Origin of the sequence: Jannaschia formosa (assembly GCF_003340555.1) — a bacterium.
Classification (GTDB): domain Bacteria; phylum Pseudomonadota; class Alphaproteobacteria; order Rhodobacterales; family Rhodobacteraceae; genus Jannaschia; species Jannaschia formosa.
In genome coordinates this window covers 219,139-240,761 of the sequence record NZ_QPLJ01000001.1, presented here as the reverse complement: position 1 = coordinate 240,761, position 21,623 = coordinate 219,139, and the positions used below count along the sequence as shown (strand labels likewise).

Genomic DNA, 21,623 nt, shown 5'->3' with positions numbered 1-21,623 from the left:
GTGAGACCCGAGGACATCGTTGTGACGCCGGTGGGCGCGCGCTTCCGGGGGCGCCTGTTCCCCTGCACGATCGGGCGCGGCGGCGTGCGGCGCGACAAGCGCGAGGGGGACGGGGCCACGCCCGCAGGCGTGCACCGGATCGCCGGCCTGTTCTGGCGGCCGGACCGGCTGGCGCGGCCGGCGGACTGGGCGGTGCCGATCCGGCCGCGCGACCTCTGGTGCGACGACCCCCGGCACGAGGACTACAACCTGATGGTGCGCGCGCCCTTCCCGGCGTCGGCCGAGCGGCTGGCGCGGGCGGACCCGCTCTACGACCTCGTGATCCTGACGGACTGGAACTGGCCCCGGGCCGAGACCGGGCGCGGCTCGGCGATCTTCCTGCATCGCTGGCGGCGGCCGGGCTTCCCGACCGAAGGCTGCGTCGCCTTCGCGGCGCAGGACCTGCGCTGGATCGCGCGGCGGATCGGCTACGGGACGCGCGTGGTGATTCCCGACCGGTAGCGGGCGGTCAGTGATCCGTATCCCGCGGGCCGAAGATCGCGGAGCCGACGCGGATATGGGTCGCGCCGCGGGCGATGGCGGTTTCGAAATCGGCGCTCATGCCCATCGACAGGCCGGGCAGGCCGTTGCGTGCGGCGAGTTCCGCCAGCAGGTCGAAATGCGGCGCCGGATCCTCGTCGGCAGGGGGGATGCACATCAGCCCCGCCACGGGCAGGTCCATCGCCCGAACGTCCCGGACGAAGCCGTCGATCTCGGAGGGGGGGACGCCGGCCTTCTGCGGCTCCTCCCCGGTATTGACCTGGAGGAACAGGTCGGGGACGCGCCCGACCTCCTGCCCGATATCGGCGATCCGGCGGGCGAGCTTCGGCCGGTCGACGGAGTGGATCGCGTGGAACAGCTCCACCGCCGGGCGGACCTTGTTGGACTGGAGCGGGCCGAGCAGGTGCAGCTCCACCCCGGAAAAGGCCTCCTGCCAGGCGGGCCACTTGCCCTGCGCCTCCTGCACGCGATTCTCGCCGAAGATGCGGTGCCCGGCGGCCAGCACGGCCTCGACCCGGTCCGCGGGCTGGACCTTGGAGACGGCGATCAGCGTCACTTCGGCCGGCGAACGGTCGGCGGCGGCGCAGGCGGCGTCGATGCGGGACTGGATGGCGGCGAGGGACATGGGGCCTCCGGCTGCAGGCGGGCCCCCTATGTCGGACACGAAAAGGGCGGGCACAAGGCCCGCCCTTCCGAGAACGTGATCCGGGTGGATCAGAAGTTCATGCGAACGCCGAAGGACACGGTCTCGCGATCGCCGACACCGCCGTCGAAGTTGCTGTCGCCGTAGCCGAGCTGGACGATGGCACCGCCACCCAGGTCGTAGCCGGCCGACAGACCGAAGCCGTCGCGATCGACGCCGCCGGTCTCGTAGTCGTACTCGCCGTAGTTGGCCGAGACCGAGATCGCGCCGGTGGTGTAGCCCACGCCGACACCGATGTGGTCATAGTCCTGACCGACGATGTCCGAGTCGCGGTTGAGCATCGACAGGCCGAGGGACACGCCCGAGAAGGAACCGGAGACCGAGAAGCCGATCGCATCTGCGTCGTCGCTCTCCTGGTAGCCCAGGCCGAAGTTCACGGTGCTGCCGCCGAGGTCGAGGCCGTACTTGACGCCGAGGCCGAGCACGTCGCCATCCTCGTCGCCGGGAACCAGCGGATCGTCATCTTCGATCTCGGCCGACAGGGCCACGCCGAAATCGCCGAACGAGTAATCGTAGCGCAGAACCTGGTTGTCGTAGGTCGCGTCGAGGCCGCCATTGCCGTTGTAGCCGGCATGCTCGGTCTCGTCGTCGTTGATCGAGCCCGAGTTGAACGCGACTTCGGTCAGGGCCCAGTCGAGGGCGCCGTCGGTGTCACCCATCGTGATGGTGCCGAAGTTGCCCGACAGGAAGATGGTCGCGCCACCGTCTTCGCGGTTGTTGTCGACGGCGTCGGAGCCATCGCCGCCTTCGTCCAGGTCAACGGACGCACCGAAGGTCAGGCCGTTGTCGGTTTCGCCCGCCATCGTGAAAGTGACGTCGATGTCCGTGAAGAACTCGACGTTGTCGTCGGTCGGAGCCACGCCGCCGTTGCCGGAGATGATACCCATTTCGGCGTTACCCGTCAGGGTGACGCCTTGCGCCGCAGCGGCGCCGGCGAAGGCAACCAGAGCGGTCGAGGCGAAGAGGATGGATTTCATGTTGATCCCTCGTGTTTCGAAGTCGTCCCCATCACGTGAATCGCGCTGGGCGTGTCGGTGGTTTGAACCCATCACCGTGCGCCTTCAAGAAAGTGCGGAAGCGGCTTCCGGTTTCGCCCCCTCACCGGTGCAGTCTTGCCACAGTGATGCCGCCGACCCCGAAGCGACCGGGTGCAGGCCGCAAAAGCAGGCCCCGACCGGCGCGCGCGGGCTCTTTCGAAGTGGGCCGGGGAAGCCTTGTGAGCCTGGCCCGGCATGGGATAGGCAGAACGCGGAAGATACGCGGGCGCGAGGGCGACATGACAGGCGAGACCGGGGCGAGGGACGAGCGGCGCACAGGCTGCGTGATCCGCGGGGCGGTGGCCCTGGCGGCGGTCGGGCTGCTGGCCTCCTGCGGGGGGACGTTTCTCGGCCAGACCTCGGAGGAGCGCATCGCCAACCAGTCGAACCCCGCCACCATCGCCCGGGACGCGCGCCGCAACTCCAACACCTCGTCGCTCTTCGACCTGTTCCAGAACACCGACGACGCGAACACCACGATCGAGGTCAACAAGTATCTCTGGGCGGCCTCGCTCGACGTGCTCTCGTTCATGCCTGTGCAGAATGCGGACCCGTTCTCGGGCATCATCCAGTTCGGCTACGGCGCGCCTCCGGGCGGCGGGCAGGCCTATCAGGCGACCGTCTACGTGCGCGACCCGGCGCTCGACGCGCGGTCGCTGAACGTCGCCCTGCGCACCCGCAGCGGGACCGCCCCGCGCGAGACGCAGCGCGCCATCGAGGACGCGATCCTGACCCGCGCCCGCCAGCTCCGCATCCAGGACAGCCGCCTGTAGAAATCCCTTCCTGCCGTCCGGTCCCGAGGCGGCGCAGCCATCCGCCCGAGGAGTCCCGATGGACCGCTACGACGCCACCGCCACCGAACCGAAGTGGCAGGAGAAATGGACCGCCGCCGACCTGTTCCGCGCGGTCCGCGACGATCGCCCCAAGTATTACGTGCTGGAGATGTTCCCCTATCCGTCGGGGCGCATCCATATCGGCCATGTGCGCAACTACACGATGGGCGACGTCATCGCGCGCTACAAGATGTCCTGCGGGTTCAGCGTCCTCCACCCGATGGGCTGGGACGCCTTCGGGATGCCTGCCGAGAACGCCGCGATGGCCTCGGGCGGCCACCCGAAGGACTGGACCTACCAGAACATCGACGTGATGCGCGGGCAGATGAAGCCCCTGGGCCTCAGCATCGACTGGTCCCGGGAATTCGCCACCTGCGATCCCGAATACTATGGCCAGCAGCAGGCCCTGTTCCTCGACATGCTGGAGGCGGGGCTGGTCTATCGCAAGCCGGCGGTCGTGAACTGGGATCCGGTCGACATGACCGTGCTCGCCAACGAGCAGGTGATCGACGGGCGGGGCTGGCGCTCCGGTGCGGAGGTGGAGCGGCGCGAGCTGGTGCAATGGGCCTTCGCGATCAGCAGCATGGCCGAGGACCTGCTCGAGTCGCTCGAGGGGCTGGAGGACTGGCCCGACAAGGTGCGCCTGATGCAGGAGAACTGGATCGGCCGCTCGCGCGGGCTTGAGATGACCTTCCCGCTGTCGGCGCCCGCCCATGGGGTCGACGGGATCGAGGTCTACACGACCCGCCCCGACACGCTGCGCGGCGCCTCCTTCATCGCCATCGCGCCGGAGCATCCGCTGGCAAAGGCGCTGGCCGCCGAGGACGCCGACCTTGCTGCCTTCGCAACCGATGTCCGCAAGGGCGGCACGACCGAGGAGGCCCTGGAGAAGGCCGAGAAGCGCGGCTACGACACCGGGCTGACCGTCGACAACCCGCTCGGCGGCACGCTGCCCGTCTGGGTCGCGAATTTCGTGCTTATGGATTACGGCACCGGGGCGATCTTCGGCTGCCCGGCGCATGACCAGCGCGACCTCGACTTCGCGCGCAAGTACGACCTGCCGGTGATCGACACCTTCGTGGCGATGGACGACGACACCCGCGTCGCGGACGAGGCCTTCGTTCCGCCCAAGACCGAGAAAGTGCGCTGGATCGACCAGCCCGCGGGCGTCGAGACCGCCACCGGGCAGGAGGCGATCGACGCCACCATCGACTGGGCCGAGCGCGAGGGGCTGGGCCGCGGCCGCACGCAGTACCGCCTGCGCGACTGGGGCCTCTCCCGCCAGCGCTACTGGGGCTGCCCGATCCCGGTGGTGCATTGCGACGCCTGCGGCGTGGTGCCGGAGAGGAAGGAGAACCTGCCCGTCCGCCTGCCCGACGACGTGAGCTTCGACGTGCCGGGCAACCCGCTCGACCGGCACCCGACCTGGCGCGACGTGGCCTGCCCGTCCTGCGGCAAGCCCGCCAGGCGCGAGACGGACACGATGGATACCTTCGTCGATTCGTCCTGGTACTTCGCCCGCTTCACCGCGCCCCATGCCGAGACGCCGACGAATCTGGACGACGCCGCCTACTGGATGAATGTCGACCAGTATATCGGAGGCGTGGAGCATGCGATCCTTCACTTGCTCTACAGCCGCTTCTTCGCCCGCGCGATGGTCCGCACCGGCCATCTGCCCGAAGGCACGGAGGAGCCGTTCGACGCGCTCTTCACCCAGGGCATGGTCACCCATCCGGCCTATGTGACGAAGGACGAGAAGGGCAGGACGGTCTATCATCTGCCCGAGGAGGTCGACACGGCGACGAGGACCGTGAAGGCCACCGGCGCGCCGATCGAGATCGTGCCCGCGATCAAGATGTCCAAGTCGAAGAAGAACGTCGTCGATCCGATGGACATCATCGCGCAATACGGCGCCGACACGGCGCGCTGGTTCGTGATCTCCGATTCCCCGCCGGAACGGGACTTCGAATGGACGCCCGAGGGGGCGGAAGCGGTGGCGAGGCACCTCGCCCGCGTCCACCGGCTCGCCACTGACATCGCGCGGGCGGACCGCCCCGCGAACGAGGCCGACGCGGAGCTGGCGAAGCAGACGGCGCGCGCGATCCACGAGGTCACGCAGGGCATCGAGGGCTTCGCCTTCAACAAGGCCGTCGCAAAGCTCTACGAGTTCACCAATGCGCTGCACCGCTCGGATGCGGGGGCGGAGGCGCGGCGCGCGGCGATGAAGACGCTCGCGCAGCTGATGGCGCCGATGGTGCCGCATCTCGCCGAGGAAGTCTGGGCGATGCTGGGCGGCGAGGGCTTCGTCGTGCAGGCGCCCTGGCCCGTGGCCGATCCCGCGCTGCTGGTCGACGACACCGTGACGCTGCCGATCCAGATCAACGGCAAGCGGAGGTCCGAGATCGCCGTGGCGAAGGACGCGCCCAAGACCGAGATCGAGGCGCTGGCGCTGGCCGACCCGGCGGTGGTGAAGGCGCTGGACGGCGCGGCGCCGAAGAAGCTGATCGTCGTTCCGGGGCGGATCGTGAATGTGGTGGTCTAGGCGCGGCCTGATCCTGTCGGCGCTGGCGCTGGCCGGCTGCGGCTTCACGCCGGCCTACGGGCCGGGCGGCGCCGCAGATGGCCTGCGCGGCGCGATCCGCGTGGCAGACCCGGACACGGAGTTCGGCTTCGACTTCGTCACCCGGTTCGAGGAACGGCTCGGCCTGCCGGACGCGCCCCGCTACGCCCTCAACTGGGTGCTGACCACGCAGGAGCGGGAGCTGGCCATCGACGACGAGAATACGATCACGCGGTTCAACATTGAGGGAAGGCTGGCCTGGTCGCTGATCCCCATGGGCGCCGACGAGCCGGTCCTGACGGGCGTGGAGACGAGCTTCACCAGCTATTCGGCGACCGGCTCGACCATCTCGACGCTCGAGTCGGAGCAGGACGCAGAGCAGCGTCTTGCCGTGATCCTGGCCGATGCGGTCGTCGCGCGGCTGCTGGCCTCGGACGTGCCATGAAGGTCGGGTCGTGAACCTGCGCGGCGCGCAGGCCGCGCGATTCTTTGCAAAGCCCGATCCCCGGACGGCCGGGGCGCTGATCCACGGGGCCGACGCGATGCGCGTGGCGCTGAAGCGGCAGGAGCTGATCGCCGCGCTGGCCGGCCCCGAGGCCGAATCCGAGATGCGGCTGAGCCGGATGACGGGGGCAGAGGCGAAGTCCGACCCGGCCTCGGTGCTGGACGCGCTGAAGGCGGTCGGCTTCTTCCCGGGGCCCCGGGTGGTCTTCGTCGATGGCGTGACCGATCAGCAGGCCCCCCCGGTCCTCTCGGCGCTGAGCGAATGGGCGGAGGGCGACGCCGCGCTGGTTGTCACGGCGGGGGCGCTGAAGAAGACCTCGGCGCTGCGCAAGGCCTTCGAGGCGCATGGCTCGGCGGTGGCGATCGGGCTCTATGACGACCCGATGGGCCCCGAGGAGATCGAGGCCGCCATCGCCGCCGAGAACCTCTCGCTCAGTCCCGAGGGCCGCCGCGGGGTCGAGGCGCTTGCGGCGCAGCTCGACCCCGGCGATTTCCGGCAGGTGCTGACCAAGATCGCGCTCTATGCCGGGGGGGCGGAGGTGGGGCCGGAGGAGGTGCGCCTGATGGCGCCCGCGACCGTGGACGCCGATGCCGACGAGGTGATCGCCGCCGCCGCCGAGGGCCGCGCCCCCACCATCGGCCCGCTGATCGCGCGGCTCTCCGGGCAGGGGGTGACGCCGGTGACGCTGGTGATTCAGGCGACGCGGCATTTCCAGCAGCTCCACATGGCGGCGGTCTCGGGCGGGGTCGGCGGGTTGCGCCCGCCGGTCTACGGCCCCCGTCGCGATGCCATGGAGCGTCAGGTCCGCGCCTGGGGCGCGCGCCGGCTGGAGGCGGCGCTGGCGCTGCTGATGGAGACGGACCTGACGCTGCGCTCCGCCTCGCGGGCCCCGGGGATGGCGGTGATGGAGCGGGCGCTCATCAAGCTGGCGATGATGGGCCGCGGCTGAGGGGGCGCAGGCGACGCTCCGGCGTGGGGTCGGGAGGTGCAGGCACTGAAATGTCGGCGCGCCGGGTCGATCCGGCGCGCCGGCCTCCGGCGGGCATATTTCCGGAGCATCGAAGGGCAGGGCGCCGCGCGCCTACTCGGCTGCCAGCGCCTCGCTGCGGTCGACGAGATGCAGGAGCGGCTCGCCCCGTTCGCCCCGGGCGATGTTCTCGGCGATGGTGCGGGCCGCGCTGCCCGGACGGGTGGTCGAGGCGATATGCGGCGTCACCGTGACCTTCGGATGGGACCAGTAGGGATCGTCCTGCGGCAGCGGCTCCCGCCGGAAGGCGTCGAGCGTGGCGTGGCCCAGCCGGGGCAGGGCCTCGAGCAGCGCCGCGTCGTCGATCAGCGCCCCGCGCCCCGGGTTCAGCAGGACCGCGCCGTCGCGCATCCAGGCGAGCCGTTCCGCGTTCAGCAGGTTTTCGGTCGAGCGGGTGTGCGGCGTCAGCAGCACCACGATCTCGGCGCCCGACAGCGCCTCGCGCAGGCCGTCCTCGCCGGTGAGCGAGCGGACACCTGCGATATGCTTCTTGCTTCGCGACCAGCCGGTCACCGGGAATCCGAGACCCGCCAGCGTCCCGGCGCAGGCGGCGCCAAGCACGCCCAGCCCCAGCATCGCGACCGGGCGGTCGCGGGCGAGCGGCGGCGGCGTCGCGTCCCAGGCGGCGCCGTGGATATGCTTGTCCATCTCGAGGTGATGGCGCAGCACATGGCCCGTCACCCATTCGACCATGCCCTGCGTCAGGTCCGGATCGACCATGCGGGCCAAGGGCGCCGTCAGCGTCCGGTTCCCCTCCACGTCCTCGACCCCGGCCCAGAGGTTCAGCACGCCCTTGAGTCGGGTGTAGGGCGTGAAGTCCTGGAGCGGCGAGGAGGGGGCGTAGACCACCCAGTCGATGGTTGCCGGGTCCGGCGCGTCGTGGAGCGTGACGATCTCGTGCGGGACGCCCTCGGCGTCGAGCGCGGCGGGAAGAACGGAGCGGTAGGCGGCCCAGCTCTCGGAAGAGGCGGCGAAGAGGATGCGGGTTGTCATGGCCCGGGTGTAGCGCGGGCCCGCGGGGGAGGGAAAGCCGTCAGAGCAGGCGCGGCTGGCGCTCCGCTCCTTCCAGCGCCAGCAGGGCGTGCTTGATCTCGGGCGGGCCGGAGAAGCCGCCGATGCCGTCCGCGGCGACGACGCGGTGGCAGGGGATGAGGATCGGGATCGGGTTCGCGCCGTTGGCGCGGCCGACGGCCTGGGTGGCGCCGGGCTGGCCGATGGCGGCGGCGATCTCGCCGTAGGTCGCGGTTCGCCCCTGCGGGATGGCGCGCAGAGCCTTCCAGACGCGGCGCTGGAAGGGGGTGCCCTCGGGCGCGAGGTCGAGGGTGAAGGTTGTCAGCTCGCCGGCGAAATAGGCGGCGAGTTGGCGCCGGGCCTCGGGGAAGGCGCCGGGTTCCGGGCGCCAGAGGGGATCGGGGCCGTGACCGGGGAAGCGGAGATGGGTGAGCGCCTCGCCGCCCGCCAGCAGGATCGCGCCGATCGGCGCGTCGATCGTGGTCGCCCGGATCACACCGGGTTGGGCGGCTCTCGCCCCTCGGCGATGGCGATGGCGTTGTCGAGCGCCATGCGGCCCATCGCCTCCCGCACCTCCAGCGCGGCGGTGCCGAGATGGGGGAGGAGGGTGACGTTCTGGAGCGCGCGCAGGGCGTCGGGGACATGCGGTTCCCGCTCGTACACGTCGAGCCCGGCGCCGGCGATGCGCCCGGCCTCCAGCGCGTCGATCAGGGCCGCCTCGTCGACGAGATCGCCGCGGGCGATGTTGACGAGGATCGCGTGGGGCCGCATGGCGGCGAGCGCGGCAGCGTCGATCAGGTGATAGGTCTCCGGCGTGGCCGGGGCGGCGACGACGACGATATCGGCGGCGGCGCAGACCTCCGCCACGCTGGCGAGCTGGCGCGCGCCCTCGACATGCTTCTCGGACCGGTTGTGAAACACGACCTCCATCCCGAAACCGGCATGGCAGCGCCGGGCGATGGCCTGGCCGATCCGGCCCATGCCGATCACGCCCAGCGTCCTGCCGGTGACGTGCATCCCGAGCATCTGCGTCGGGTGCCAGCCGTGCCAGTCGCCGGCACGCAGGAGGCGTTCCCCCTCGCCGGCCCGGCGGGCGGTCATCAGGATCAGGGTCATCGCGATGTCGGCGGTGGCGTCGGTCACCGCGCCGGGCGTGTTGGTGACGACGAGGCCCGCCGCGCGGGCGGCGGCGACGTCGATATGGTTGTAGCCCACGCCGAAATTCGCGAGTCCCTTCGCCCGGATCTCGCCGGTATAGGCATCGGCGCCGAGCGCGTCGGCGAGCGTCGGCAGCAGCACGTCATGGGTCGCGAGGGCATCGCGGACCTCGTCGAGATCCATCGGCTGCGTGGTGTCGCGGGTCGTGACCTCGAAGCGGGCGCGGGCCGCCTCCATGACGCTGTCGGGCAGGGCGCGAGAGACGTGGAGCTTCAATGCATCCGCCCTCCATCGGGCACCGGCTGGTCGGGAGAGAGGAGGACGATCTCGCCCTCGGCGTCGGGCAGGCCGAGGACCAGCACCTCGGACATGAAGGGGCCGATCTGGCGGGGCGGGAAGTTGACCACGGCCAGGACCTGCCGGCCGACCAGCGCCTCGGGCGTGTAATGCGCCGTGACCTGGGCGGAAGTCTTGCGCTCGCCCAACTCGCCACCGAAATCGATCCACATCTTGATCGCGGGCTTGCGCGCCTCGGGGAAGGGCTCGGCGCGGGTGACGGTGCCCACGCGGATGTCGACCTTCAGGAAGTCATCAAAGGAGATCATCCCCGAAGCTCCCGCGAGCGGTCGGCGGCGGCGGCGACGGTGCGCGCCATCAGGTCCGGCAGCTCGGGCATCAGCACCTCTAGCCCCGCCTGGGTCGTCCCGTTCGGCGAGGTGACGTTGCGGCGCAGCTGGGCCGGGTCCTCGCCGGTCATCGCAAGTTGTCCGGCCCCGGCCACGGTCGCGCGGGCGAGCCGCAGGGCCAGATCCGGCGCGAGGCCCTGGGCGATGCCGGCTTCGGTCATCGCCTCGATCATGTGAAAGACATAGGCCGGGCCGGACCCAGAAAGGCCGGTGACGGCATCCATCTGGTCCTCGGACGAGAGGCGCACGACCTCGCCCACGGCCGAAAGGAAGGCCTCGGCCATGGCGAGATCGGCCTCGGTCGCCGCCCCGTTGCCGACGATCGCCGTGATGCCCTGACCGATGGCGGCGGGGGTGTTGGGCATGGCGCGGATCAGGCGGATGTCGCCCAGGGCCGCCTCGTAGGCCGCGACCGGCGTGCCCGCCGCGACGGTCAGGAACAGCGTATCGGTGAGGCCGCGCAGGGCCGGCAGGGCCTCGGCCATCATCTGCGGCTTGACCGCGACGACAGTGATCGCCGGGGAGGCGGGAAGCGGGCCGTCGAGCCGCACGCCTGTGCCGCGCAGCCACTCGGAGGGCGCGGGGTCGATGACCGTCACGGCGCCGGGATCGAGGCCCCGGTCCAGCCATCCCGCCAGCATCGCGGAGCCCATCTTGCCGCAGCCCAGCAGCACGACGCCGCGCGCGTTTGTCTCGGTGAAGTCCATGCGTCCCCCCTGTCGCGCCCGGTTCCAAGGCGTCGGACGATCTGATCGAGCGAGGCTGTCCCGGAACAGTCCCGGGAGTGCGACGCCCGGCAGGGTCCTTTCGGGCCGGCCTTGTCGTCCGGCGCTATAGGCCGGCGGGCGCGCGGCGTGCAAGCGGGGGCCCGGCCGGGGCGGGGTATCGAGCCTCGCCCGGCCGGGCCTCCGGCCGCGCCTTCGATGGCAGGACGAAGCCCCGGAGAGGGCGGCCCTGCCTATCGCTGCGGGGTCGGGCCCACCGCGTCGTGCGAGGGGGTCACTGTCGGAAGGCGAGCGCCAAGCCCGATCCCCGGTCACTTCGGAGCGCGCAGAGCCCAGGCGGCCGCGGCCTCGCCTGCGTGGCGTCCGGTCGCGAGGCAGGCCGTCAGGAGCCAGCCGCCGGTCGGTGCCTCCCAGTCGAGCATTTCTCCCGCGGCGAAGGTGCCGGGGCGCTCTCGCAGCATCAGCGACTCGTCGAGCGCGTCCCAGCGCAGGCCGCCCGCCGTCGAGATCGCCTCGTCCATCGGGCGCAGGCCCGTGTGCGGGATCGGCAGATGCTTGACCAGCGGGGCCAGGTCGGCGGGCAGGGGGCGCGCGACCTCCTGCATCAGGGCGATCTGGGCGTCCGTGAGGCGCAGCGCGCGGCGGAGCCGGTCCTTGGCGCTGCGCTTGCCCTGCCGCTCCAGGCGGTCGCGGATCTGCGCCTCCGTCAGGTCCGGCTTGAGGTCGAGCGCGAGCCGGGCGCCTGCGCGGAAGGCGGGGGTGTGGGGGTAGAGGCCGCCGCCCTCCAGCCCTTTGGCGGAGAGCGTGATCTCGCCGCGATGGGTGCGGTCGCCGACGATCAGCGCGACGTTCTTCAACGGCGCGCCGAAATGGAGGGTCATGTGCGCGGACCACGCCACGGCCAGCCCGACATTCGACGGCGCGAAGGGGGCGGTGAGCGGGGCGAGTTCGGACAGGGCCGCCCAGGCGCCGTCGGAGCCGAGGCGCCGCCAGGACGCGCCGCCCAGCGCGAGAACCGTCGCGTCCGGCGCGGCGCGCGTGCCGTCTGCGAAGGTGAGCGCGGTGCCCTCCCAGCCGGTCCAGCGGGACCGGCGGCGGAGCGTCACGCCGAACCCGTCGAGCCGCGCGAGCCAGGCGCGAAGAAGGGGCGAGGCCTTCATGGCGTGCGGAAAGACGCGGCCGGTGGAGCCTGCGAAGCTGGACTGGCCAAGCCCGTCCATCCAGGCGCGGACGTCCTCCGGGCCGAACGCCTCGACCAGGCGTGCCAGCGGCCGGCAGCCGTAGCGCGCCGCGAAGCCGGGGCCGGCATGGGTCACGTTCAGCCCGGACTTCCCCGCCATCAGCAGCTTGCGCGCGGGGCTGGGCATGTGGTCGTGGATCGTGACCTCCGCCCCCGCCGCGGCGGCCGCCTCGGCAGCCATAAGCCCCGCGGGGCCGGCGCCGATGACGGCGACGCTTGGCTTCGGGGTCTCGGGCTCCATCCTTCGGGGCATGTCAGATGCCGACGCTTCGGACCATCCCCTTTGCGCGCTCTGCGAGCGCCCGGTCCTGCCGGGGACGCCGCAGAGCCTCCATCACCTCGTCCCGAAGCTGCGCGGCGGGAAGGGCGGGCCGACGGTGCTGGTCCACCAGATCTGCCACAACGAGATCCACGCCAGCGCCTCGGAGGCGGAGCTGGCGCGGCTGTGGAACACGCCCGAGGCGCTCCGGACGCATCCGCGGCTCGAGAAGTTCATCCGCTGGGTGCGCAAGCGGCCCGCCGACTTCCATTCCAGAACGCCGGGCGCGCGCCGGGGGTGGAAGCGGCGGTAGGGGCCGTCAGCTTCCGGTGTCGCCGACGAAGGGCGCGTCGTCGCCCCAGACCTGCCGCACGCGCTCGTCTCGACCGCAGCCGGCGCGGTAACGCTTGTAGGCATCGGCCTTGGTGACGAAGAGGCCGACAGAGGTGACGCCCAGGCGGTCGTCGGACTTGTAATAGTCCTGGTGGTAGGCATCGACGGGATAGAACTCGGACGCTTCGTAGACGGGGGTCACGATCTCCTGCCCCAGTTCCGCCTCGGCGGCGGCGATGGCGGCCTCGGCAGCCTCTCGCTGCTCGGGCGTCTCGACCCAGATGGCGGTGGTGTATTCGAGGCCCCGGTCGCAGAACTGGCCGCCCGCGTCGAGCGGGTCAATGGAGCGCAGGAACAGGTCGTAGATCTGGCGGTAGGAGACGACCTCGTCGTCGAAGGGAATCCGCACCGCCTCGATATGATCGCCGGAGCGGCGGTAGACGGGATCGGGCGTCGTGCCCCCGGTGAAGCCGGAGACGACGTCGCCGACGCCCTCGACCGATTCGAAGTCGGCCTCGACGCACCAGAAGCAGCCGCCGGCGACGTAGGCGGTCTGCATCTCGGCGGCGGCGGGCAGCGGCGCGAGGGCGAGGGTGGCGAGGATGAGCTGTTTCATGGGATCTCCTTTGCGATGCGAACGCGCGGCGCGCCAATGACGTTTCATCGCGTCCGCGTGAGCGGCGGGGCCGGATCACGGGTCTGGCGCCCGACCCGGAGGACAACCTGAAGAATAGTGTGACCCTACGGAACACCGTTCTACGTGTCAGCCCGGCCGCCCTTCGGCGGTGGGACCGACATCGACGGAAAGGACTCCGACCATGACGCGACATGCCCTGATTTCCCTGCTCTCTGCCGGAACCCTGGCCCTGACCGCCCCTGCCTTCGCTCAGGACGCCCCGCCCGCCGAGATCAGCAGGGCCGTCGAGGCCGCCGAGACGGCCGGCGTGCTGGAGACGATCCTGGCCGGCGGCGAGGTGACCGTCTTCGTGCCAACGAACGAAGCGCTGGCCAGCGCGCCGCAGGAGGTTCTGGGCGAGGTTCTCGGCGATCCGGAGAGGCTGGCCGCGGTCATTCAGGGCTATGCGGTCGAAGGCACCGTGATGGCGGCCGATGCCGAACAGGCGATCCTGGCTGGCGAAGGGGTCTTCGAGGTCGAGAGCCTCGGCGGCACGATGCTGGCGCTGACGATGGACGGCGACGTCATCTCGGTCGCCGGCGCCGGCGAGACGGTCGCGCTGGTCGTGACGCCGGATATCCAGTTCGGCAACGTGACGATCCACACGATCGGCAGCGCGATCCTGCCTGGCACGCCGGAGGACATGTAACCGGGGCCGGTCGCGCACGTCCCGCCGGTGCTCAGCGCAGCCAGCGGAAGACGAAGGGCGCGCAGGTGATGACCAGCACGATCCGCGTGACATGATGCAGGATGACGTAGGCCACGTCCGCCCCCGCAACGAGAGCCATCAGCGCCATCTCGGCCTGTCCCCCGGGCGAGAAGGAGAGGATAGCGTCGATCTGCGGGGCGAGGCCGAACAGGACGACGGTCTCGGCGAAGAGCGCGGCGATGGAGGTCAGGATCACCGCGTGGCCGAGGCCCGCGGTCAGGAAGCGACGGACCTCGGCGAAGGTGATGCCGGAGTATTTCACGCCGACGACCATGCCGATGAAGAACTGCGCCGCCTGGATCGCCTCGGCGGGCGGGCGTTGGGTGACGACGCCCCCGAGCGAGAGCGCGGCGGTCAGGATCATCGGCCCGAGGATCGAAGCGCCGAACAGCCCGAGCCATGCCGCCGCCTTCCAGCCGACGAGGCCCGCGGCGGCGAGGATCAGAAGCTCCGCCGGGGTGAAGGCACTGACCGGGGCGCCGGGCGTCTCGGTCAGGTCGATGGACCAGATCAGCGTCAGCAGCATCGGGACGATCACCACGATCAGCAGGACCCGCGTCGCGTGCAGCAGCGACAGCGCGCGGGGGTCGCCGCCGGCCTGCTCGCCGAAGAGGAGCATGTCCTGAAGGCCCCCGGGCATGGCGGCGTAGAAGGCCGTCGCCCGGTCGAAGCCGCAGGTGCGGCGCAGGTAGGGGTAGCCCGCCGCCGCCGCCGCCAGCAGGAAAAGCGGCGAGAGCAGCAGCGACAGCGCCATGCTGGGCAACTCACCCATCAGCGCCGGGGTGATGGAGGCCCCGACCGCGACGCCGAGGATCGTGCGCATCAGGTCGGTCAGGGGCGTGTAGGCGGCGAGCCGAACGCCCCCCAGCGCCGCCAGCAGGCAGGCGAGCAGCGGCCCCAGCAGGAACGGCAGCGGCAGGGAGAGCAGGCGGAACGCGACCACGCCCAGGGCGCAGATCGCGAAGGTCACGGCGAGGCGCGCAACGCTCATGCGGGCGGGGCAGCGTCTTCGAGGACGCTGCGCCGGCTCCTTCCGGGAAACCGGCTGGCGCCGCGCCGCCCGCTCAGCCTTTCGTCACGCGCTTGTTGCGGTTCGCCACCAGCTTCAGCCGCAGCGCGTTGAGGTGGATGAAGCCCTTCGCATCGCGCTGGTCGTAGGCGCCCGCGTCCTCTTCGAAGGTGACATGCGCCTCGGAATAGAGGCTGTGGTCGGACCAGCGTGCCACCGTCCGGGCGGAGCCCTTGTAGAGCTTCAGGCGCACGGTGCCGGTGACGTGCTCCTGGCTCTTGTCGATCAGGGCCTGAAGCATCTCGCGCTCCGGCGAGAACCAGAAGCCGTTGTAGATCAGCTCCGCGTAGCGGGGCATCAGGCTGTCCTTCAGGTGGCCCGCGCCGGAATCGAGCGTGATCTGCTCGATCCCGCGATGCGCCTCCAGCAGGAGCGTGCCGCCAGGCGTTTCGTAGATGCCGCGGGACTTCATGCCGACGAAGCGGTTCTCGACCAGGTCGAGGATGCCGACGCCGTGCTTGCCGCCGAGTTCGTTCAGCCGGGTCAGGATCGCGGCGGGGGACATCGCCTCACCGTCGATGGCCACGGCGTCGCCCTTCTCGAAGGTGATCTCGGCCATCTCGGGCTGGTCAGGGGCGTCCTCGGGCCGGGTGACGCGGCTCAGGACGTAGTCGGGCGCCTCTTCGGCGGGATTCTCCAGCACCTTGCCCTCGGACGAGGTGTGCAGGAGGTTCGCGTCCACCGAGAAAGGCGCCTCGCCGCGCTTGTCCTTCGCGATGGGGATCTGGTTCTTCTCGGCGAAGTCGATGAGCTTCGTGCGCGAGGTCAGGTCCCAGAGCCGCCAGGGCGCGATGACCTTGATGTCGGGGTTCAGCGCATAAGCCGCCAGCTCGAACCGGACCTGGTCGTTGCCTTTGCCGGTCGCGCCGTGAGCCACCGCGTCGGCCCCCTCGGCAGCGGCGATCTCCACGAGGCGCTTGGAGATGAGCGGCCGCGCGATGGAGGTGCCGAGCAGGTAGAGCCCTTCATAGAGCGCGTTGGCGCGGAACATCGGGAAGACGAAGTCGCGGACGAACTCCTCGCGCAGATCCTCGATATGGACGGCACTCGCGCCCATCATCTCGGCCTTCTTGCGGGCGGGCTCCAGCTCCTCTCCCTGGCCGAGATCGGCGGTGAAGGTGACGACCTCGCAGCCGTATTCGGTCTGCAGCCATTTGAGGATGATCGAGGTGTCGAGCCCGCCGGAATAGGCGAGCACGACCTTCTTGGGCGCGTCCATGGGGGCCTCCGTCTGTCCGGGGGACGGGGTAGGCCCAATCGCGCGCGCCCGCAAGCGGGGCGCGGCGCGCGCGGTCACTCGGCGGGGACGCGTTCCAGCTCGGGAGCGGCCTCGAGCGCGTCCTGGGTGATCGTGACGACGAGGAACCACTCCGACGGGTCGTCCTCCTCTCGCACGCCCTCGAGCGCGGCCCAGTCGACCGCGACCTCCTTCGCGCCGATGCCGAGAAAGCCGCCGACATCGATGACGACCGCTTCTAGGGTGCCGTCGACCCCGATGATCATGTCGCCGATCTCGCCGATCTCGTCCCACTCCGCCACGGTGCCGGCGGCGAGCGGGGTCATGGCGTCGAACTCAACCTCGGTGGCGTGGACGGTGGTGCCGATCAGGGTCGTCGCGAGGTATTTCTCGCCGTACTGGATCGTGGTCGTCGAGAAGGGCGGGGTGCCCGTCGTTGCCACATCGGCGTCGAATGTCCGGGTCGCGTCGCCGGTTTCAGATCCGTCGGTGTGGCTGGCGGCGAAGGCGGCGGCGGACATGAGCGCGAACGCGCTTCCGGCGAGAATGGGGGCAATGCGCATGGAATGATCTCCGACTTGTGTGCAGGATTGGGGGCAACGTCCGGTTCCACCCCGGGGTTCCCTGCCGTTGACGTGCATCGGGACGGGCCTTACGGCTGGCCGGGGCGCTGGACGGAGGTCAAGATGCTGGGCTGGAAGCTGTTCCTGCGAGCGGTCACGCTGCTGATCGAGAACCTGGGCGACGCGCTGCGTGTCTCGGCGGTGCCGTATCTGGTGCTGATCGCGGCGACGGTGATCGTCGGACCGCCCGAGGTCGACCCGACGCTCCCGGAGACGGGAGGGGAGGAGGCGGCGATCGCCGCGATGGCGGGCGGCGTCTGGGCGCTGCCGCTGCTTGTGCTGAACCTCGTCGTCACGCTCTGGGTGACGGTGGCCTGGCACCGCTACGTCCTGCTGGGCGAGACGCCGACCGGCTGGCTGCCGCCGATGCGCGGGCCGGAGATGCTGGGCTATCTCTGGCGGTCGATCCTGATCGGGCTGCTGGTCGGGCTGGCCATCATCGGCATCACGATCCCGCTGGGCGCCCTGGCCGTCGCGATTCCGGTCCTCGTCCCCCTTGTCCCGGTCGTCGGGCTGTTCCTCGGCGCGCTGGTCTTCTACCGGCTCGCCGTGTCGCTGCCCGCCCGCGCCATCGGGCGCCAGATGGGCTTCGGCGAGGCGATGGAGGCGACGCGCGGCCATACCGGGACCGTGGCGGCGCTGGCAGTCATAACGGTCGGCTTCTTCCTGCTGCTGCAGCTGCCCACCGCGATCGAGGGCAGCCTCGGCCTCATCACCATCGTCTACCAGGGTGTGGTCGGCTGGATCGGCCTGCTGGTCGGGGTCTCGACGCTGACTGCGCTCTATGGCGTGGTGGTCGAGGGCCGATCCGTTGAATGAGGTCGTGCGCGCCGCCGAAGCCGCTACCGAGGCGATGCGCGCCGTCTTCCCGGCCACGCCGCTTCTTCGCAACGACTATCTCTCGGACCGCTTCGGAGCCGATGTCTGGCTCAAGCGCGAGGACCTGACGCCCGTCCGCTCCTACAAGCTGCGCGGGGCGTTCAACGCGATGCGCAAGCTGGATGGCGGGCGTGTGGCCTGCGCGAGCGCGGGCAACCACGCCCAGGGCGTCGCCTGGATGTGCCGGCACCTGGGCGTTGACGGCACGATCTTCATGCCGGTCACGACGCCGGGTCAGAAGGTCGACAAGACCCGGCTCTTCGGCGGCGACAGGGTCGAGATCCGGCTGGTCGGCGACTTCTTCGACGACACGCTGGCCGCCGCGCGCGACTGGTGCGACGAGGCGGGCGCGGCCTTCCTGTCGCCTTTCGACGACTGGGACGTGATCGAGGGCCAGGCTTCGGTCGCGGTCGAGATGGTGGAGCAGATGGACGGACTGCCCGACCTTCTGGTCCTGCCCGTGGGCGGTGGCGGGCTGTCGGCGGGGATGCTGTCCTACCTGCGGGCGCGGGGAACCGTGCCCGAGATCCGCTATGTCGAGCCGCTGGGCGGCGCGTCCCTCGCCGCGGCGCTGGCCGCCGGAGAGCCGGTGACGCTGGACCGGCTCGACAACTTCGTCGACGGCGCCGCCGTGGCCCGCATCGGCGCGCGGCCCTTCGACATCCTGCGCCAGGTGCCGCCGCAGCACGTGCTGCGCGTGCCCGAGAATCGGGTCTGCATCACCATGCAGGAACTGCTCAACGTGGAGGGGATCGTACTGGAGCCCGCCGGCGCGCTGTCGGTCGACGCGCTGCGCGACCTGGGCCCCGAGATCGCGGGGCGGCGCGTCGTCTGCGTGACGACGGGGGGCAATTTCGACTTCGAGCGGCTGCCCGACGTGAAGGAGCGGGGGATGCGATTCGCGGGGACGAAGAAGTATTTCGTCCTTCGCCTGCCGCAGCGGCCCGGCGCGCTGCGCGACTTCCTCGACCTGCTCGGCCCCGAAGACGACATCGCCCGGTTCGAATACCTGAAGAAGTCGGCGCGCAACTTCGGCTCGGTCCTGATCGGGATCGAGAGCAGCTCTCCGCAGGCGTTCACCGCGCTGGAGGCGCGGATGGAGGCAGGGGGCTTCACCTGGCGGGACCTCAGCGACGACCCGATGCTGGGCGAGCTGGTAATCTGACGGGACGGCCACGGCTCAGGCTGCGGTGATGAAGAACGGGTTAAGCTTGTCGAACGAGGCATCCAGCGTCCGCTTCAGGTTCTGCGCCGCGGCCGCGCGACGCGGCTTCGGGATGTGCCGCATGCTCTCGGCCTCGGAGGCGAGGCTCAGCAGGCCGAGGTTCAGAGCCCCGCTGCGCAGGAAGTGGATCGCCTTCTCGTAGGCGTTGTCGTCCGTGAGCAGGTCGAGGGAGAGGATGACCTGCTCGGCCTCGGCCTGAAAGATGTCGAGGACGGCACGCATGTCATCGTCCCCGATCTCTTCGCGCAATTCCTGGATTCGGCTGATCTGGACCATGGGACCGTGATGACAGCCAGAACTTAATCCCGGGTAAACGGTCGGATCGAAACCTCGGCAATCGAAGCGTTCACGTTGCGTTAATTCCTGGCGTGCAAGACGGGGACCAGAAAGCGGTCGAGGCCAATGAACGATATCGAGACGTCCCAACCGTCGCCGTCGATCCGAACGGTGCCGTACCGTGTCCTGGTCGTCGACGACAGCGGGGCGCAGCGACGGTTGCTGTTCGCGGTGCTGGAACGGGCTGGTTTCGACGTCCTCACCGCCGCCTCGGCCGAGGAGGCGCTCGAGATCTGCCAGGGACCGGAGGGCGACCGCATCCGCATCGTCATCAGCGACTGGCAGATGCCGGGCCTCGACGGGCCGGAATTCTGCGCCGCCTTCCGTCGGCTGCGGGGCGACACCTTCGCCTATTTCATCCTCGTCACTTCTCACTCGGAACTGGGGACCAAGACCAAGGGCCTGCGCGCGGGCGCAGACGACTTCCTGACCCGCCCGATCGACCTGGCGGAGCTGCATGCCCGCATCGCGGCGGGGCGCCGGGTCCTGCACATGCAGGAGGTGCTGGAGCATCGCAATCACGAGATCCAGAAAAGCCTGGCCGACCTCCAGGCGATGAAGGATGCGGTCGACCGCGACCTGCTGGAGGCCCGCAAGCTGCAGCGCGCCTTCCTGCCCGACGACAGCCACCGCGTCGGCGACACGCGGCTGTCGCTGCGCCTGCTGCCCTGCCAGCAGATCGGCGGAGACCTCGTCGGCTGGTTCGACATCTCCGCGACCGAGGTGGCGCTCTATTCCGTGGACGTGTCGGGCCACGGGATCGCCTCGGCGCTGATGACGGGACGGCTCGCCGGGCTGTTCCGTGACACCGAGGTCGGACGCAACATCGCCTTCACCTCCCCTGACGGCCGGCCCGACCCGCCGGAGCGGGTGATGCAGCGGCTCAACGACCTGATGCTGGCGCATTTCGACACCGATATCTATTTCACCGCCGTACTCGCCTATGTCGATCTCGTCACCGGCGAGATGCGGGTCTGTCGCGCCGGCCATCCCCATTTGCTGATCCGCCGCGCCGACGGGACGGTCCAGAAGGACGGGAAGGGCGGGCTGCCGGTCGGCATGTTCCCGGGCGTCACCTTCGAGGCGGAGACGCTGTGGCTGCAGCCGGGCGACCTCGTCTTCGCCTATTCCGACGGGCTGACCGAAAGCACCGATACCTGGGGCGACATGCTGGAGGAGGAGGGGTTGATCGACCTTCTGGCCACCGTCCGATCCGACGCGACGCAGGCGATCGACGATGTCGAGCACGGGCTGCGACGCCATGCCGGAATCCAGGGTTTCGACGACGACGTCTCTATGGTGGCGATGCTCTATCAGCCGATGGAGCCGTCGGCCGGGGTGGTCGGGATGGCCCACGGCCTCGCCGCCGGACAGGAGGCAGAACATCGGCGGGCGCTCTGAGCGGCAAGAGGAAAGGCCGGGATATGGGTGGCGGCGGACCCGATCAGGGCTCGCCCTGTCCAGTGACGCGGAACATGCTGTTTGCTTCGGGGCGCCGTTTCCGGCCCTGTCTTCTTCCCCAGCCGCCGCTCGACGATTCTTGCCCACCAGCGCTCAGTTCGGGTTCGGCACGAAGCGCGAAGGGTCAATCGCGTGGGAACGCCATTGCAGGCCAATCCCGCGCTGGAACGTGACCGGTCCGCCGTTGTCCCCGGGACTGCCCCAGCGATCCCCGGCATGTCTCGTGCGAAAGGTCGGGACGGGGTTTGCCAGCACGCGACCGGCGACGGCGGTCGCTGGGAAACGGCCTTGGGGACGAAGTCGAGGCTTTCCTGCGCGGGAGTAGCCCAGCTCAAATCGCGTCCTTTCAGACGCCAATCTCCGGTGCGCGCAGCAATTGGACACCCGCGATCTTCCAGCCTTCGGCGGTCTCGACCATTGTGTAGGCCAGCTTGTGCAGTCGCCCGTCGCCATCCCTGACCAGCACCTCCTGCCGCCAGCCGGGGCCCTCGGGGCGGGCCGAGAGGAATTCGACGCTCTCGGGGCGCCAGACCATGGGATAGCCCTGCCGAACCATCCTGCCAAAATTCTCGGGCGTGCGGAACATGCCCTGGATGCCGGGCGAGGCGAAGGTGAAGGCTGTGGCGAAGTCGTCGGCGCGGAACGCCTCGATCTGTCTGCCGATCACGCCTTCGAAGGCGTCCTCTTGGGCGAGGGCCGGGGTGCAGAGCGCGGCGAAGGCCGCGGCGAACAGGATCCGTCTCATCGGGCAGCATCTCCTCGGCGTGGATACCGAGGAGAGTAGCGGGCGG

At 70.3% G+C, this 21,623-nt stretch carries 24 protein-coding genes; 10 read left to right on the top strand and 14 right to left on the bottom strand.

What is annotated here, in order from left to right:
- Positions 1-501, top strand: a complete 501-nt coding sequence (locus tag DR046_RS01260; RefSeq protein WP_115379148.1) for a L,D-transpeptidase family protein — start codon at positions 1-3, stop codon at positions 499-501.
- A gap of 7 nt (positions 502-508) precedes the next feature.
- On the opposite strand, the gene DR046_RS01255 is transcribed toward DR046_RS01260, so the two are convergent.
- Positions 509-1,165 (bottom strand): YggS family pyridoxal phosphate-dependent enzyme, encoded by a 657-nt coding sequence (locus DR046_RS01255; protein ID WP_115379146.1) that lies wholly within the window; start codon positions 1,163-1,165, stop codon positions 509-511.
- Positions 1,166-1,254: 89 nt separating this feature from the next.
- Positions 1,255-2,220, bottom strand: a complete 966-nt coding sequence (locus DR046_RS01250) for a porin (RefSeq protein WP_115379144.1) — start codon at positions 2,218-2,220, stop codon at positions 1,255-1,257.
- 299 nt (positions 2,221-2,519) lie between these two features.
- Here DR046_RS01250 and DR046_RS01245 point away from each other — a divergent pair, with 299 nt between their 5' ends.
- From DR046_RS01245 to holA, 4 genes are read left to right on the top strand one after another with little or no spacing between them, the layout of a single operon-like run.
- A complete protein-coding gene (locus DR046_RS01245) occupies positions 2,520-3,053 on the top strand; it encodes a DUF3576 domain-containing protein (protein ID WP_115379142.1) in 534 nt (177 codons plus the stop codon).
- A gap of 58 nt (positions 3,054-3,111) precedes the next feature.
- Positions 3,112-5,655, top strand: a complete 2,544-nt coding sequence (leuS, locus tag DR046_RS01240; RefSeq protein WP_115379140.1) for a leucine--tRNA ligase — start codon at positions 3,112-3,114, stop codon at positions 5,653-5,655.
- Positions 5,642-6,118 carry a hypothetical protein gene (locus DR046_RS01235; protein ID WP_115379138.1) on the top strand — a complete coding sequence of 159 codons (477 nt, stop codon included), beginning with the start codon at positions 5,642-5,644 and terminating at the stop codon, positions 6,116-6,118. Before leuS ends, DR046_RS01235 begins: the two co-directional genes overlap by 14 nt.
- A gap of 10 nt (positions 6,119-6,128) precedes the next feature.
- The gene (holA, locus tag DR046_RS01230; protein ID WP_115379136.1) at positions 6,129-7,127 is read left to right on the top strand and encodes a DNA polymerase III subunit delta; all 999 of its coding nucleotides are present in this window, start codon (positions 6,129-6,131) and stop codon (positions 7,125-7,127) included.
- 132 nt (positions 7,128-7,259) lie between these two features.
- Here the strand turns inward: holA and DR046_RS01225 are convergent, their stop codons facing one another.
- The 6 genes from DR046_RS01225 to DR046_RS01200 form a co-directional block, all read right to left on the bottom strand.
- Positions 7,260-8,198 (bottom strand): 2-hydroxyacid dehydrogenase, encoded by a 939-nt coding sequence (locus DR046_RS01225; protein WP_115379134.1) that lies wholly within the window; start codon positions 8,196-8,198, stop codon positions 7,260-7,262.
- 40 nt (positions 8,199-8,238) lie between these two features.
- Complete coding sequence (locus tag DR046_RS01220) at positions 8,239-8,712, bottom strand: methylated-DNA--[protein]-cysteine S-methyltransferase (RefSeq protein WP_115379132.1); 474 nt, start codon at positions 8,710-8,712, stop codon at positions 8,239-8,241.
- Positions 8,709-9,650, bottom strand: a complete 942-nt coding sequence (locus tag DR046_RS01215; protein WP_115379130.1) for a 2-hydroxyacid dehydrogenase — start codon at positions 9,648-9,650, stop codon at positions 8,709-8,711. Before DR046_RS01215 ends, DR046_RS01220 begins: the two co-directional genes overlap by 4 nt.
- Complete coding sequence (locus DR046_RS01210) at positions 9,647-9,979, bottom strand: tRNA-binding protein (RefSeq protein WP_115379128.1); 333 nt, start codon at positions 9,977-9,979, stop codon at positions 9,647-9,649. Before DR046_RS01210 ends, DR046_RS01215 begins: the two co-directional genes overlap by 4 nt.
- Positions 9,976-10,767: a pyrroline-5-carboxylate reductase gene (gene proC / locus DR046_RS01205; protein WP_115379126.1), complete on the bottom strand. Its 792-nt coding sequence runs from the start codon at positions 10,765-10,767 to the stop codon at positions 9,976-9,978. The genes DR046_RS01210 and proC overlap by 4 nt, the downstream gene beginning before the upstream one ends.
- Positions 10,768-11,096: 329 nt before the next feature.
- Positions 11,097-12,266, bottom strand: coding sequence for a TIGR03862 family flavoprotein (locus DR046_RS01200; RefSeq protein ID WP_115379124.1), 1,170 nt, complete (start codon positions 12,264-12,266; stop codon positions 11,097-11,099).
- Between the two features lie 10 nt (positions 12,267-12,276).
- On the opposite strand from DR046_RS01200, the gene DR046_RS01195 reads away from it, so the two are divergent.
- A complete protein-coding gene (locus DR046_RS01195; protein WP_115379122.1) occupies positions 12,277-12,597 on the top strand; it encodes an HNH endonuclease in 321 nt (106 codons plus the stop codon).
- 6 nt (positions 12,598-12,603) lie between these two features.
- On the opposite strand, the gene msrA is transcribed toward DR046_RS01195, so the two are convergent.
- Positions 12,604-13,233 carry a peptide-methionine (S)-S-oxide reductase MsrA gene (msrA, locus tag DR046_RS01190; protein WP_115379120.1) on the bottom strand — a complete coding sequence of 210 codons (630 nt, stop codon included), beginning with the start codon at positions 13,231-13,233 and terminating at the stop codon, positions 12,604-12,606.
- 202 nt (positions 13,234-13,435) lie between these two features.
- Between msrA and DR046_RS01185 the strand changes: the two genes are divergently transcribed.
- Complete coding sequence (locus DR046_RS01185; RefSeq protein WP_115379118.1) at positions 13,436-13,942, top strand: fasciclin domain-containing protein; 507 nt, start codon at positions 13,436-13,438, stop codon at positions 13,940-13,942.
- A 31-nt stretch (positions 13,943-13,973) separates the two neighbouring features.
- On the opposite strand, the gene DR046_RS01180 is transcribed toward DR046_RS01185, so the two are convergent.
- From DR046_RS01180 to DR046_RS23465, 3 genes are all read right to left on the bottom strand, one after another.
- Positions 13,974-14,993 (bottom strand): AbrB family transcriptional regulator, encoded by a 1,020-nt coding sequence (locus DR046_RS01180; protein WP_115379116.1) that lies wholly within the window; start codon positions 14,991-14,993, stop codon positions 13,974-13,976.
- Between the two features lie 73 nt (positions 14,994-15,066).
- On the bottom strand, positions 15,067-16,290 hold the full coding sequence (locus tag DR046_RS01175) for an argininosuccinate synthase (protein ID WP_115379114.1): 1,224 nt from the start codon (positions 16,288-16,290) through the stop codon (positions 15,067-15,069).
- A 74-nt stretch (positions 16,291-16,364) separates the two neighbouring features.
- Positions 16,365-16,829: a PRC-barrel domain-containing protein gene (locus tag DR046_RS23465; protein ID WP_167766830.1), complete on the bottom strand. Its 465-nt coding sequence runs from the start codon at positions 16,827-16,829 to the stop codon at positions 16,365-16,367.
- 165 nt (positions 16,830-16,994) lie between these two features.
- Between DR046_RS23465 and DR046_RS23460 the strand changes: the two genes are divergently transcribed.
- The gene (locus DR046_RS23460) at positions 16,995-17,750 is read left to right on the top strand and encodes a hypothetical protein (RefSeq protein ID WP_167766828.1); all 756 of its coding nucleotides are present in this window, start codon (positions 16,995-16,997) and stop codon (positions 17,748-17,750) included.
- Positions 17,743-18,975, top strand: a complete 1,233-nt coding sequence (gene ilvA, locus DR046_RS01160) for a threonine ammonia-lyase IlvA (RefSeq protein ID WP_280652817.1) — start codon at positions 17,743-17,745, stop codon at positions 18,973-18,975. The genes DR046_RS23460 and ilvA overlap by 8 nt, the downstream gene beginning before the upstream one ends.
- Positions 18,976-18,990: 15 nt before the next feature.
- On the opposite strand, the gene DR046_RS01155 is transcribed toward ilvA, so the two are convergent.
- On the bottom strand, positions 18,991-19,257 hold the full coding sequence (locus DR046_RS01155) for a hypothetical protein (RefSeq protein ID WP_167766826.1): 267 nt from the start codon (positions 19,255-19,257) through the stop codon (positions 18,991-18,993).
- A 225-nt stretch (positions 19,258-19,482) separates the two neighbouring features.
- Here DR046_RS01155 and DR046_RS01150 point away from each other — a divergent pair, with 225 nt between their 5' ends.
- A complete protein-coding gene (locus DR046_RS01150; RefSeq protein ID WP_167766824.1) occupies positions 19,483-20,772 on the top strand; it encodes a PP2C family protein-serine/threonine phosphatase in 1,290 nt (429 codons plus the stop codon).
- A 406-nt stretch (positions 20,773-21,178) separates the two neighbouring features.
- Here the strand turns inward: DR046_RS01150 and DR046_RS01145 are convergent, their stop codons facing one another.
- Positions 21,179-21,577 (bottom strand): DUF4864 domain-containing protein, encoded by a 399-nt coding sequence (locus DR046_RS01145; protein WP_115379103.1) that lies wholly within the window; start codon positions 21,575-21,577, stop codon positions 21,179-21,181.
- Positions 21,578-21,623: the final 46 nt, after the last annotated feature.